Here is a 13126-nt window from a genome sequence, read left to right as displayed (position 1 = left end):
ACCCATGACGCGCGCAGCGCTGCTCGTCCTCGCCGACGGCCGGTTCCCCGCCGGTGGCCACGCCCACTCCGGCGGAGCCGAACCGGCCGTCAAGGAAGGACGCATCCGTAACGCCGACGACCTCGCCGACTTCTGCCGGGGCCGGCTCCACACCACCGGACTCACCTCCGCCGCACTCGCCGCGGCGGCCGCCCACGGCCTCGACCCGCTCGCGCTCGACGAGGCCGCCGATGCCCGTACTCCCTCACCCGCCCTGCGGGCCGTCGCCCGCAAGCTCGGGCGTCAGCTGATGCGGGCCGCGCGGGCCACCTGGCCCAGCCCCGAACTGGCCGCGCTCGCCGCAGCCCGGCCACGCGGCGCCCACCAGCCCGTCGTCCTCGGCCTCACCGCACGGGCCGCGGGACTCGCCCCCGAGGACGCCGCGCACTGCGTCGCGTACGAGACGGTCAGCGGGCCGGCCACCGCGGTCGTCCGGCTGCTCTCCCTCGACCCCTTCGAGGCCACCGCCGTCCTCGCCCGCCTCGCCCCCGAGCTCGACCGGGTCGCCGAGCAGGCCGCCGTCGCGGCACGCCGCGGCCTCGACGCCCTGCCCGCCGCCTCCGCGCCCCTGCTCGACATCACCGCCGAGGCGCACGCCGCCTGGCCGGTCCGCCTCTTCGCCTCGTAACCGCACTCCCAGGAGCCGCCCCCATGCATCTCGACCACACCCACGACGGCCCGGCAGCCGTGAGCGCCGACGCCGCACGGCCCGACGGCACCCGGCGCGCCCTGCGCATCGGACTCGGAGGCCCGGTCGGCTCCGGCAAGACCGCGACCGTCGCCGCCCTCTGCCGCACCCTGCGCGACCAGCTCTCCATCGCCGTCGTCACCAACGACATCTACACCCGCGAGGACGCCGCCTTCCTGCTCCGCAACGCCGTGCTCCCGCCCGAGCGCATCCAGGCCGTCGAGACCGGAGCCTGCCCGCACACCGCGATCCGCGACGACATCTCCGCCAACCTCGAAGCCGTCGAGGACCTGGAGGACGCGGTCGGCCCGCTCGACCTCATCCTGGTCGAGTCCGGCGGCGACAACCTCACCGCCACCTTCTCCAGGGGCCTGGTGGACGCACAGGTCTTCGTCATCGACGTGGCGGGCGGCGACGACATCCCCCGCAAGGGCGGCCCCGGCGTCACCACCGCCGACCTCCTCGTCGTCAACAAGACCGACCTCGCCCCCTACGTCGGCTCGGACCTGGGCCGGATGGCCCGTGACGCCGCCGAGCAGCGCGGCGAACTCCCCGTCGTCTTCACCTCCTTGACGTCCGGTGACGGCGTCCGCCCCGTCGCCGACTGGGTGCGCGCACAGCTCGCCGCCTGGACCGCATGAGCGTCCAGGCCACGGCCCGCATCACCGCGATCCCCGACGGCAGGGGCGCCACGGCTCTCCCCGTGCTGGAGAGCAGCGGACCACTCGCCCTGCGCCGCACCAGGTCAGCCCTCGCCCCGTACGCCCGTGTCACCGTCGTCGGCGCCATGACCGCGCCGCTCGGCGGTGACCGGCTCGCCGTCGAGGCGGACATCGGGGACGGCGCGCGACTGACCGTCGACTCGGCGGCCGCCACCGTCGCCCTGCCCGGAGCGACGCGGGACGCCGGGCACGCGACGTACGACGTGCGGCTGACCGTGGGGGAGGAGGCGGACCTCCGCTGGCTTCCGGAGCAGCTCGTCTCCGCGTACGGCAGCGAGCTGCGGATGACCACCCGGGTGGAACTCGCCGCCTCCGCCCGTCTGGTGCTGCGCGAGGAGCAGATCCTCGGCCGGCACGGCGAGACGACCGGCACCCTCACCACCCGGCTCACCGTGCGCCGGGCCGGCCGGCCGCTGCTGGACCAGCAACTCGCCTACGGGCCGGGCGCGCCCGGCGGCTGGGACGGCGGGGCCGTGCTCGGCGGGCACCGGGCCGTCGGACAGCTCCTGGTCGTGGACCCGGAGTTCGAGGAGGCGTGCCCGGAGTCCCGGCTGCTCTCGCCGACCGCCGCACTCACCCGGCTCGCCGGACCAGCCGTGCTGGTGACCGCCGTAGCGGCCGACGCACGGCTCCTGCGCGGAGTCCTGGACGACGCCCTGCACGAGCTGGAAGGCGGCGGCCGAGGGGGAGTTCGCTGAGCGGGACACACGTCACCGGTTATTGGTTCGGTAAAGAAACACGTGTACGCCCTGTTGCCAGGAACCCCACAGACGAAAGGATCTGCCGGAAGTCCCGATGAACCGCGCCGCCACCCGCGGCGCATCGGATATGGGGGAGGTTCCACTTGAGACGCACAGCAGTGCTCGGTTCGGCCGGCACTCTGATCGCGGGCACGCTCATAGCGGGCGCGATAGCCGCACCGGCGGCCAGCGCCGACGGGCGCCACCACAGCGGCTCCGAGGCATTCGGCGTCAAGCTCGCCGCGGCACGGGCTGCACAGGCGGGTATCGACTGGCAGGACTGTCCCGCGGACTGGGCGCTCTCCAAGCCCATCCAGTGCGGCTGGGTGACCGTCCCGCTCGACTACGCCAAGCCGAACGGCAAGAAGATCAAGCTGGCCGTGGACCGGGCCGTCAGCACGGGCACCGCGGCGGAGCGCCAGGGCGCCCTCGTCTACAACCCGGGCGGTCCCGGCGGTTCGGGGCTCAGGTTCCCGAACAGGGTCGTCACGAAGAACCCGCTCTGGGTGAACACCTCGAAGGCGTACGACTTCGTGGGCTTCGACCCGCGCGGTGTCGGCCACTCGGCGCCGATCTCCTGCATCGACCCGCAGGAGTTCGTCAAGGCCCCGAAGGCGGACCCGGTCCCGGACAACGAGGCCGACAAGCGCGCCCAGCGCAAGCTGGCCGCCGAGTACGCGGACGGCTGCGCCGAGCGCAGCGGCGACATGCTGCCGCACATGACCACACCCAACACCGCGCGCGACCTGGACGTCATCCGCGCCGCGCTCGGTGAGAAGAAGCTCAACTTCCTGGGCGTCTCCTACGGCACCTACCTCGGTGCGGTCTACGGCACGCTCTTCCCGACCCATGTGCGCCGCATGGTCGTCGACAGCGTGGTCGACCCGGCGAAGGACAACATCTGGTACGAGGCCAACCTCAACCAGGACATCGCCTTCCAGACCCGCTGGAACGACTGGAAGGCGTGGGTCGCCCAGAACGACGCCACCTTCCACATCGGCTCCACCCCGGAGAAGGTCGAGCAGGCGTGGCTCGAACTGCGCGCCGCCGCGAAGAAGGACCCGATCGGCGGGGTCGTCGGCCCCGCCGAGCTCATCGGCTTCTTCCAGAGCGCTCCGTACTACGACTCCAGCTGGGCGCCCGTCGCCCGGGTCTGGAGCGCGTACCGGGGCGGCGACACCCAGGCACTGGTCGACGCCGCGGGCCCCGACATGTCGGACCTCGCGGGCAACGCGTCCTCGGAGAACGGCAACGCCGTCTACACGGCCGTCGAGTGCGCGGACGCCAAGTGGCCCACGAACTGGCAGCGGTGGGACCGGGACAACACCCGGCTCCACAAGGACTACCCGTTCATGACCTGGGCCAACGCCTGGATGAACCTGCCGTGTTCGACCTGGTCGGCCAAGCAGCAGACGCCGCTGGAGGTCAAGACCGGCAAGGGCCTGCCGCCCGTGCTGATCGTGCAGGCCACGCGTGACGCCGCCACCCCGTACGGGGGCGCCGTCGAGCTGCACAAGCGGTTCAAGGGCTCGCGTCTCATCACCGAGAAGGACGCCGGTTCGCACGGTGTCACGGGCCTGCTCAACCCCTGCGTCAACGAGCGGGTGGACACCTACCTGCTCACCGGGGAGACCGACCGGCACGACGTGACGTGCGCCCCGCACGCCACACCGAAGCCGTAAGCACACCCGTTACGGGGCAGGGGGCGGCCGGACGCACATCCGGCCGCCCCTTCGCCCTGCCCGGGCCTCACACTCCCCGGTCGTACTGCTCCAGCCAGGCGTCCTCCGCCGCGTAGTCGAAGATGTCGCCGTAGTTCCGCGCCATCTTCGGGAACGCCTCCGTCCAGTCCCGGCCGTCGAGCCGCTCGGCGAGCCAGGCCACGGTCTCCGGCAGGGACTCCACGTAGCCGGTCACCGGCCGGTAGCCGAGCTCCCGCTCCGCCGCCGCCATGTCGTACACGATGTCGTGCGGGGCGCTCCACGGGGTCTCCCCGACCCGGCCGGGCGCGGGTGCGCCCGCCAGCAGCACGGTCTCCGACTTCCTGCCGAGCACCTCGTCGACCGCCGCACCGATCTCGGCGACCGTCGGAGCCTCGGGGTCCGCCGCGTTCAGCACCCGGCTGCCGGGCCGCAGCGCGGCGAGGCGGATCAGCTCCGCCACATTGGACACATGGACGGGATGGAAGCGGCTGGTGCCGCCGTAGGCCAGCACCCGGCGCGCCCGGCCGTCCACCGCGCGCTTCACGAAGTACAGCTCGCGCGGGGTGCGGCAGAAGGGCCCGTGAATGGCTCCGGCCCGCAGCAGCGTCACCGGAAGGGAGTCCTCGGCGGCCAGCAGCTCGCGCTCCAGGCGGATCTTGCGTGTCGCGTACGTCGCGTCGCCCGGAGCCACGGTGGTGAGGGACTCCGGGATCGGCAGCGGATAGTGGGGGCCGCCGTCCGGACGTTCCTGGGTGTCGAAGCTGCGGCCCTGCTCGTCCTCGTACACCGCGCCGCTGGAGATGACCACCGCCGAACCGATGCGGTCCGCGAGACCGGTCAGCTGCCGGGCGTGCGCCCCGCCGAACGCCACCATGTCGACCAGGACGTCACAGCCCTCGCCCAGTGCCGCCGCGAGTGCCCCGTCCTCGTCCCGGTCGAGGCGCACCGTGCGCACGCCGTCCGCCCAGGTGTCGTCCCGGCCGCCGCCGTGCGAGGCGGCGGTCACCTCCCAGCCGTCCTCGGCGAGGGCCGTGACGGCCACCCGCCCGATCTGTCCCGTCGCGCCGAGCACGAATGCGTTTCCTCTGGTCATGGGGGAGACGCTAGAGGGCGGGCCGCCGACGGACCAGGAACCTTCGCTGAGCGCAGATTCGAGGTCAGCGCCGCAGCCGGGGGAACTTCTTCGGCTGGTCCGCCTCCGCGGCCTTCACCTTGACCGCGTACTCGTCGACGTACTCCTGGCCGGACAGACCGAGGATCGCGTACATGATCTCGTCCGTGACGGCCCGGATCGCCGCCTTCTGGTCCGCCATACCCGCGTACCTGGAGAAGTCGAGCGGCTCACCGAACCGGATCGTGACCTGCTTGATCCGCGGGACGGCCTGGCCGGGGGGCTGGATCTCGAAGGTGCCGACCATCGCGCACGGGACCACCGGCACCCCCGCCGTGATCGCCATCACCGCGACCCCGACCTTGCCCTTGTACAGCCGTCCGTCGTGCGACCGGGTGCCTTCCGGGTAGATCCCCATCAGCTCGCCCTTGGCCAGTACGCGGAGCCCTTCGCGGAGCGCTGCCTGTCCCGCGTTCCTGCCGGAGCGGTCCACCGGGATCTGCCCCGCGCTGCGGAAGAACGCGGCGATCAGCCGGCCCCTGAGGCCGGGCCCCGTGAAGTACTCCGCCTTCGCGAGAAAAGTGATGCGCCGCTTGATGATCGCGGGCATCAGGAAATGGTCGGAGAACGACAGGTGATTGCCGGCGACGATGGCCGCCCCGTCCTCGGGGATGTGCTCCAGGCCCTCGATACGCGGCCGGAACAAGAGGCGCAGCACGGGCCCCAGCACAACGTATTTCAGGACGTAATAGAACACGGAGGGTGCACCTCGCTCTGCCGGTCGGCTCAGGGCTGTGTCGTGCCAGGTCATCGTGGTGCTGGGAGACCGACAGTCTAGGGCGCCCCCGAGAGGGGCGGGCCCGTACTGACCGGTCACCACGCCGGTGCGAGGCTTCGGCCCGGTGGCGCACCGCTCCCGCCCAAGCGGATCAGCTCTCCCGTGTGGCCGCCATGCCCAGCGTCGCCAGGCCCAGCACCACCCAGCCGAACCAGAGCCAGCCGTTGCTCCCCAGGGCCACTGTGTATGCCGTCACGGCAACCAGCGCCCCGATGGTGAGCACTCCCATGGTCTTCACGGAACCGGACATGCGCGCACGCTCCTCACCGGCCGCGCGGCCGTTGAGCCCATGGTCGCCCCGTGGGGGCGCTCCGCGCTACTGTCCGCGCGCCTGCAAAGAGGCGAGATACGCGTTGTAGGCCGCCAGCTCCTTGTCGCCGTCCCGGTCGGCCGCCCGGTCCGAGCGCTTCGCGGTCCGCTGTTCGGAGCGGTACCACTGGAATACCAGGGCGATCAGCACCAGCACCGAGGGGATCTCGCTGAACGCCCAGGCGATACCGCCCGCCCAGTTCTGATCACTCAGCGCGTCGATGCCCAGCGAGGCCGGGGGATTCTTGTACGTCTCGACCATCGGCTGGCTCGCCATCATCAGAGCGATACCGAAGAACGCGTGGAACGGCATGCCGGCGAAGAGTTCCAGCATCCGCATCACATAGCCCGGCCGGTGCGGGCCCGGGTCGATTCCCATGATCGGCCAGAAGAACACCAGGCCGACGGCGAGGAAGTGCAGCATCATCGCGAGATGGCCGGGCTTCGATCCCATCAGGAAGTCGAAGATCGGGGTGAAGTAGAGCGCGTACAGACTCGCGATGAAGAGGGGGATCGTGAACACCGGATGCGTGATGATCTTCATGTAGCGGCTGTGCAGCAGCATGAGGAGCACTTCGCGCGGTCCGGTGCGGTCCCGTCCGGCGACCGGCAGTGCCCGTAGCGTCAGGGTGATCGGCGCGCCGAGCAGCAGCAGGATCGGCGACAGCATGCTGATCACCATGTGCTGCACCATGTGCACGCTGAACATGACCATGCCGTAGTCGTTGAGCTTGGTGCACATCACCAGGGCGATGGACAGCACACCGGCGACGAAGAAGACGATCCGGTTGACCGGCCAGCCGTCCCCCCGCCTGCGCAGCCGCAGCACGGCGTACGCGTACAGCACGAGCGCCAGCACGCAGCCGGTCAGGAAGAACGGGTCCGCGGAGAATTCCAGCCCACGTCCCAGCGTGAACGGCGGCAGATCCATGTTCATGCCGTGCCCGCTGTGGTCCATCTGTTCACTCCCGCTGGGGACGTCCCCGATTCGTGCCGCTTGTCCGGGTCCAGAGTAGAACTGCCCCCGGCCGCAGCTGCGGCCGGGGGCAGTCCATGGACCACGAACGGGTCAGAGCACGCACTCGGCCTCGGCGTAGCGTTCCGCCGGAACCGTCTTCAGGGTCTCCACGGCCGCCGCCAGCGGCACCATCGTGATGTCCGTGCCGTGCAGCGCCGTCATCATGCCGAACTCGCCCCGGTGCGCCGCCTCCACCGCGTGCCAGCCGAAGCGGGTGGCGAGGACCCGGTCGTACGCGGTCGGGGTGCCGCCGCGCTGTACGTGGCCGAGGATCACCGGGCGGGCTTCCTTGCCGAGCCGGTGCTCCAGCTCGATGGAGAGCTGCGTCGCCACTCCGGCGAACCGCTCGTGTCCGTAGATGTCCTTGGTGCCCTGGGCGAACTCCATGGAGCCCGCGCGCGGCTTCGCGCCCTCGGCGACCACGACGATCGCGAACTTCTTGCCGGCCGAGAAGCGCTGCCCGACGAGCGCGGTCAGCTCGTCGATGTCGAAGGGGCGCTCCGGGACGACGATCGCGTGCGCACCGGCGGCCATGCCCGAGTGCAGGGCGATCCAGCCGGTGTGCCGGCCCATGACCTCGACGATCAGCACCCGCTGGTGCGATTCGGCCGTGGTCTTCAGCCGGTCCAGGGCCTCGGTGGCGACCCCGACGGCGGTGTCGAAACCGAAGGTCACATCGGTGGAGGCGATGTCGTTGTCGATCGTCTTCGGTACCCCGACGATCGGCAGTCCCGCCTCGGAGAGCAGATTGGCCGCCTTCAGCGTGCCCTCGCCGCCGATCGGGATGATGGCGTCCAGGCCGAGATCGGAGACATGTCCCCGGGCCCGCTCCACACCGTCACGCAGATGGGCCGGCTGGACCCGCGAGGAGCCGAGGATGGTGCCGCCGCGGGCGAGGATGCCGCCGACCGCGTCGAGGTCGAGCTTGCGGTAGTCGCACTCGAGCAGGCCCCTCCAGCCGTCGTGGAAGCCGATGACCTCGTCGCCGTGGTCCACCACCGCGCGGTGCACGACGGAACGGATGACGGCATTGAGGCCGGGGCAGTCGCCGCCGGAGGTGAGCACACCAATTCGCATTGCCCGGGAAACCTTTGCAACGTGGGGCCGACGACCGGACCACGTCGTCCGGTTTGATCCCCGCCACCCTACCGGCGGAGGGTGGCGGGACCGAACCCGGCGTCCGCCTGCTGGACGCCGCTCAGTTGAGCCGAAAAGGCCTCAGGCGGGCTGCGTCGCCGCGGCGATCCGCTCGGAGCGCAGCGCCTCGTACCAACGGTCGTCTGTGGGCGGCAGCGCGTTGACGTCGAGCGCCAGTTTCAGCAGCAGATCCGCGATCAGCGGATTGCGTGCCATCACGGGGCCGTGCATGTACGTACCGAACACCGTGTCGTTGTACGCGCCCTCGGTGCCGTCCCCGGTGCCGTTGCCCCGGCCGAACTGGACCCGGGCGAACGGCCGCGCCGTCGGGCCGAGATGGGTGACGCCCTGGTGGTTCTCGAAACCGGTCAGGGGCGGCAGACCGAGGTTCGGGTCGATGTCCGCGAGGACGTCGCCGACGCACCGGGCGCCCTCTCCACGCGTGGAGACGACGTCGAGCAGGCCGAGACCCGGCTCGCGCTCCCCGAGGTCGTTGATGAACTCGTGGCCGAGGATCTGATAGCCCGCGCACACCGAGAAGATGATCGCGCCGTTGGACGCGGCGCGGCTCAGGCCGCCGTCGCGGCGCAGCCGCTCGGCGGCGAGCCGCTGCGGCCGGTCCTCACCGCCGCCGATCAGATAGATGTCGCCGGAGGTGGGGATCGGCTGGTCGCTGCGGACGTCGACGCGCTGCACGTCGAGACCGCGCTGCCGGGCCCGGCGCTCGACCACGAGGGCGTTGCCCTGGTCGCCGTAGGTGCTGAGGAGGTCGGGATAGACCCACACCAGCCGCAGGCTGTTGTTGCTCATGCTTCGTCCTCTCCGGAGGGGGCCGGGGCCGGGGTCAGTTGCCGACACGACGGCGCAGATCCTGGAAGGCGGTGTAGTTGGCGATGACCTCGATACGGCCGGGCGGCGCCAGCTGGACGGCCTCGTCCAGGGTCTCGCAGACCCGGAAGTCCAGACCGGCCACTTCGAGGCGGACCGCGAGGTCCAGCTTGCGGTCACCGAGCACGAAGATCGGGTGGCCGTACAGCTGGGTGTAGTCGACGTCCCAGAGCCAGGAGGTGTCCGTGCCGTCCGCGCCCCGGGCATTGACGGAGAGGATCACAGGCGTGGGCGGCGGGTCGATCAGGGAAAACGTTTCGAGCCAGCCCGCCGGGTTCTTCGCCAGCAGGAGCCGCAGCTCGCGGCCGAGGAAGGTGACGACGTCGTAGCGGCCCGCCACGGCCTGCACCTGGTACATGCGCTCCAGGGCGACCTGCGGCGGCACACCGAAGACGGCGGCGACCGCTGCCGAGCTGGTGGCGTTGGCCTTGTTCGCGCGCCCCGGCAGCTGGAGGTGGATCGGCCAGGCCGAACCGTGCGGGTCGAGGACGTAGTCGCCGTTCAGCGCCCAGCTCGGGGCGGGGCGGCGGAAACCGCACTCGCCGCAGAACCAGTCGTCGCCGGGGCGCTGCATCACACCACCGCACGCCGGGCAGGACCAGGCGTCGTCCTTCCACGCCTGACCGGCCGCGACCCACACCACGTTGGGGGAGGAGGACGCCGCCCAGACGATCAGCGGGTCGTCGGCGTTGGCGACGACCACGGCCTTCGAGCCGGAAAGGCCCTCACGCCACTTCTCGGCCAGCATCCGGGTCTCCGCGGCGCGGTCCAGCTGGTCGCGCGAGAGGTTGAGCAGCGCGATCACCTTGGGTGTCGTGTCGCGGGCGACCCCGGCGAGGTACTTCTCGTCGACCTCGATCACGCCGTACTTCGCGTCCGAGCCGCCGGCCAGCGCGGAGGTGATCCCCGCCGGCATGTTGGCGCCCAGCGCGTTCGACACGACGGGACCGGCGGCCCGCAGTGCTTCGGCGATCAGCCTGGTGGTGGTCGTCTTGCCGTTCGTCGCCGACACGAGGATCACGTCCAGGTGCTGCGCCAGCCGCCCCAGCAGGTCGGGGTCGAGCTTGAGCGCCACCCGGCCGCCGATCACCGATCCGCTGCCGCGCCCCGCAGCGCGCGACACCGCCGCCGCGGCCTTGCCCGCCGTCACGGCGAGCTTGGCCCGCGGCGACAACGGCTCCGTGTTGCCTGCCATCGTCCTAGATCCTCCTTGCATCGGTCCGCGCCCAGCCTATCGATGTCCGGTGCCACGACCGCACCGCGGCACCACGGGAAGGTGCGGGCCGCGACGGAACGTACGCTTGCCGCCATGCGAAACCGCCCGATCCCCGGCAGTTCCGGACTCATTCGCGCCATGAGTCTCTTCGGCGACCCCGTCCTCCACAGCCCCTGCGAGGACGTCACCGAATTCGGGCCGTCCCTCGCCCGGCTGGTCGAGGACATGTTCGCCACGATGTACGCGGCGCAGGGTGTCGGGCTCGCCGCCAACCAGATCGGCGTTCCGCTGAAGGTGTTCGTGTACGACTGTCCGGATGACGATGATCTTCGTCACCTGGGGCATGTCGTGAACCCGAAACTGATCGAGGTGGACGGGATCACCGTACGCGGACCGGAAGGGTGTCTTTCACTTCCGGGTCTGGAGTCCGGCACCGAGCGCTTCGACCACGCTGTCGTCGAAGGGGTGGATGTCGACGGGAAACCGGTCCGGATCACCGGCACCGGCTGGTTCGCCCGGTGCCTCCAGCACGAGTGCGATCACCTCGAAGGCACCGTCTATACGGACCGGCTCACCGGACTGCGCCGCGCCAGGGCGCTGCGCGCGGTCCGGCGGGCGCCGTGGGGGCAGGCCGGCTGAGGGCCTGCCGGGGCGCGGTTCAGAAGCCGGGGCCGCCGGGCCGGTCGCCGGCCTCGGCGAGCCTGCCCCAGAGCAGGTCGGCGAGGCTGCGCACCAACTGGGCGCGTGAGCAGGGGCGGTCGCCCAGCCACCAGTCACCCGCCGCGTGCATCATGCCGACGATTCCGTGGCCCCAGATGCGGGCCATCTGTTCGTTGTCGGGACCGAGATCCACCCGTTCGGCGATCACCTTGCCCAGCTCCTCGCCGAGACGGCGCAGCAGCGGGGCCGAGTGCCGGCCGACGTCGAAGCCCTGCTCGGGAGAGGGCGCGGCGTCGTCGGAGGGGTGCATCAGGAAGCGGTAGACCTGGGGGCGGGCCTCGATCGCCGCGAGATAGGTGTCGAGCGTCGCCTCGACCCGCTCGCGGCGCTCGGCGGGCGCGTCGAGCGCCGCGCGCAAGGCGCTCAGCAGGGCATCGGTGTGACGTTTGGCGAGCGCGCGGTAGAGCCCGCCCTTGTCGCCGAAGTGGCGGTAGAGGATGGGCTTGGTGATCCCGGCCTCCGCGGCGATCGCGTTCATCGATGCCTTGGGCCCGTCTCTGAGCACCACCCGGTCCGCGGCCTCGAGCAGTTCGCGGCGGCGGCGCTCGGCCGCGCTCCGCTGACGCTCGGCCTGTCGTGCGGTCTCCATGTCGTGTCTCCCCACCCCTGGCCATGCCTTTTCTTCACGCCTGGGCAACGTAACACCCTGCTCCGCGATGACGCGGATCGGAGTCGCGGTGGTTGACAGTGCTTACTTGTCGGTAACAGACTGTAGTTACCGCAAGTAACGTACGTTTTTTACGGCAGCGCATGGAGGGGAACATGGCCGAGTTCACACTCGATCTCAACGACGACCAGAAGGAGGTCCGGGACTGGCTCCACGGCTTCGCGGCGGATGTCATCCGGCCGGCCGCTTCGGAGTGGGACGAGCGTGAGGAGACGCCCTGGCCCGTCATCCAAGAGGCCGCCAAGGTAGGCATCTACTCCCTGGACTTCTACGCCCAGCAGTTCTTCGACCCCACGGGCCTCGGTATCCCGATGGCCATGGAGGAGCTCTTCTGGGGCGACGCGGGCATCGCCCTCTCCATCGTCGGTACGGGCCTGGCGGCCGTGGGCGTCCTCGCCAACGGCACCGAGGAGCAGATCGGCACCTGGATCCCGCAGATGTACGGCGACGCGAACGACGTGAAGGTCGCCGCCTTCTGCTCGTCCGAGCCGGACGCGGGCTCCGACGTGGGCGCGATGCGCACCCGGGCGGTCTACGACGAGGCCAAGGACGAATGGGTCCTCAACGGCACGAAGACCTGGGCGACCAACGGCGGCATCGCCAACGTCCACGTCGTCGTCGCGGTCGTCGACGCGGAGCTCGGCTCCAAGGGGCACGCCTCCTTCATCGTCCCGCCGGACACCGCCGGGCTCTCCCAGGGGCAGAAGTTCAAGAAGCACGGCATCCGGGCCTCGCACACCGCCGAGGTCGTTCTGGAGGACGTACGGGTACCGGGCAGCTGCCTGCTGGGCGGCAAGGAGAAGCTCGACGAGCGCATGGCCCGGGCGCGTGAGCGGGCCAGGTCCGGCGGCGGCGAGCGCGTCAAGAACGCCGCGATGGCCACCTTCGAGGCCTCCCGCCCCGCCGTCGGCGCCATGGCCGTCGGTACGGCCCGCGCCGCGTACGAGGTCGCGCTCGACTACGCCAAGACCCGTACGCAGTTCGGCCGCCCGATCATCGACAACCAGGGCATCGCCTTCCAGCTAGCCGACATGCGTACGCAGATCGACGCGGCCCGCCTGCTGGTCTGGCGCGCCTCCTGGATGGCGACCACGGGCAAGCCGTTCACGTCGGCGGAGGGCTCCATGTCGAAGCTCTACGCGAGCGAGACGGCGAAGAAGGTCACCGGCCAGGCCGTCCAGATCCTCGGCGGCAACGGCTTCACCCGTGAGTACCCGGTGGAGCGGATGCACCGGGACGCCGCGATCTACACCATCTTCGAGGGCACCAGCGAGATCCAGCGCCTCGTGATCGCGCGCACGCTCTCCGGTATGCAGATCCGCTAGCGCGG

14 protein-coding genes are annotated in these 13126 nt (G+C 70.9%); 6 read left to right on the top strand and 8 right to left on the bottom strand.

What is annotated here, in order from left to right; translation table 11 throughout:
- Window positions 1-4: 4 nt before the first annotated feature.
- The 4 genes from AC07FA_RS30005 (at window position 5) to AC07FA_RS29990 (ending at window position 3871) form a co-directional block, all read left to right on the top strand.
- Window positions 5-667, top strand: coding sequence for an urease accessory protein UreF (locus AC07FA_RS30005; protein ID WP_479079449.1), 663 nt, complete (start codon window positions 5-7; stop codon window positions 665-667).
- Between the two features lie 23 nt (window positions 668-690).
- Window positions 691-1368, top strand: coding sequence for an urease accessory protein UreG (gene ureG / locus AC07FA_RS30000; RefSeq protein WP_479079448.1), 678 nt, complete (start codon window positions 691-693; stop codon window positions 1366-1368).
- Window positions 1365-2147: an urease accessory protein UreD gene (locus AC07FA_RS29995; protein WP_479079447.1), complete on the top strand. Its 783-nt coding sequence runs from the start codon at window positions 1365-1367 to the stop codon at window positions 2145-2147. Before ureG ends, AC07FA_RS29995 begins: the two co-directional genes overlap by 4 nt.
- A gap of 146 nt (window positions 2148-2293) precedes the next feature.
- Window positions 2294-3871, top strand: a complete 1578-nt coding sequence (locus tag AC07FA_RS29990; protein ID WP_479079446.1) for an alpha/beta hydrolase — start codon at window positions 2294-2296, stop codon at window positions 3869-3871.
- A 67-nt stretch (window positions 3872-3938) separates the two neighbouring features.
- Here the strand turns inward: AC07FA_RS29990 and AC07FA_RS29985 are convergent, their stop codons facing one another.
- The 7 genes from AC07FA_RS29985 to AC07FA_RS29955 form a co-directional block, all read right to left on the bottom strand.
- Window positions 3939-4985, bottom strand: coding sequence for an NAD-dependent epimerase/dehydratase family protein (locus tag AC07FA_RS29985; protein WP_479079445.1), 1047 nt, complete (start codon window positions 4983-4985; stop codon window positions 3939-3941).
- Between the two features lie 64 nt (window positions 4986-5049).
- Window positions 5050-5760 carry a lysophospholipid acyltransferase family protein gene (locus tag AC07FA_RS29980; protein ID WP_479079444.1) on the bottom strand — a complete coding sequence of 237 codons (711 nt, stop codon included), beginning with the start codon at window positions 5758-5760 and terminating at the stop codon, window positions 5050-5052.
- A gap of 172 nt (window positions 5761-5932) precedes the next feature.
- Window positions 5933-6091: a hypothetical protein gene (locus AC07FA_RS29975; RefSeq protein ID WP_479079443.1), complete on the bottom strand. Its 159-nt coding sequence runs from the start codon at window positions 6089-6091 to the stop codon at window positions 5933-5935.
- Window positions 6092-6157: 66 nt separating this feature from the next.
- On the bottom strand, window positions 6158-7108 hold the full coding sequence (locus tag AC07FA_RS29970) for a cytochrome c oxidase assembly protein (protein ID WP_479079442.1): 951 nt from the start codon (window positions 7106-7108) through the stop codon (window positions 6158-6160).
- A 111-nt stretch (window positions 7109-7219) separates the two neighbouring features.
- The gene (locus AC07FA_RS29965; RefSeq protein ID WP_479079441.1) at window positions 7220-8245 is read right to left on the bottom strand and encodes a 6-phosphofructokinase; all 1026 of its coding nucleotides are present in this window, start codon (window positions 8243-8245) and stop codon (window positions 7220-7222) included.
- Window positions 8246-8386: 141 nt separating this feature from the next.
- Complete coding sequence (locus tag AC07FA_RS29960; RefSeq protein ID WP_479079440.1) at window positions 8387-9115, bottom strand: type 1 glutamine amidotransferase; 729 nt, start codon at window positions 9113-9115, stop codon at window positions 8387-8389.
- Window positions 9116-9149: 34 nt separating this feature from the next.
- Window positions 9150-10388, bottom strand: a complete 1239-nt coding sequence (locus AC07FA_RS29955) for a MurT ligase domain-containing protein (RefSeq protein WP_479079439.1) — start codon at window positions 10386-10388, stop codon at window positions 9150-9152.
- 114 nt (window positions 10389-10502) lie between these two features.
- On the opposite strand from AC07FA_RS29955, the gene def reads away from it, so the two are divergent.
- Window positions 10503-11048: a peptide deformylase gene (def, locus tag AC07FA_RS29950; RefSeq protein ID WP_479079438.1), complete on the top strand. Its 546-nt coding sequence runs from the start codon at window positions 10503-10505 to the stop codon at window positions 11046-11048.
- Window positions 11049-11067: 19 nt separating this feature from the next.
- On the opposite strand, the gene AC07FA_RS29945 is transcribed toward def, so the two are convergent.
- On the bottom strand, window positions 11068-11718 hold the full coding sequence (locus AC07FA_RS29945) for a TetR/AcrR family transcriptional regulator (protein WP_479079437.1): 651 nt from the start codon (window positions 11716-11718) through the stop codon (window positions 11068-11070).
- A 173-nt stretch (window positions 11719-11891) separates the two neighbouring features.
- On the opposite strand from AC07FA_RS29945, the gene AC07FA_RS29940 reads away from it, so the two are divergent.
- Window positions 11892-13121, top strand: a complete 1230-nt coding sequence (locus AC07FA_RS29940) for an acyl-CoA dehydrogenase family protein (RefSeq protein ID WP_479079436.1) — start codon at window positions 11892-11894, stop codon at window positions 13119-13121.
- Window positions 13122-13126 lie beyond the last annotated feature (5 nt).

It is taken from the genome of Streptomyces sp. NPDC045968 (assembly GCF_056430475.1).
This window is presented reverse-complemented; position numbering and strand designations above follow the sequence as displayed.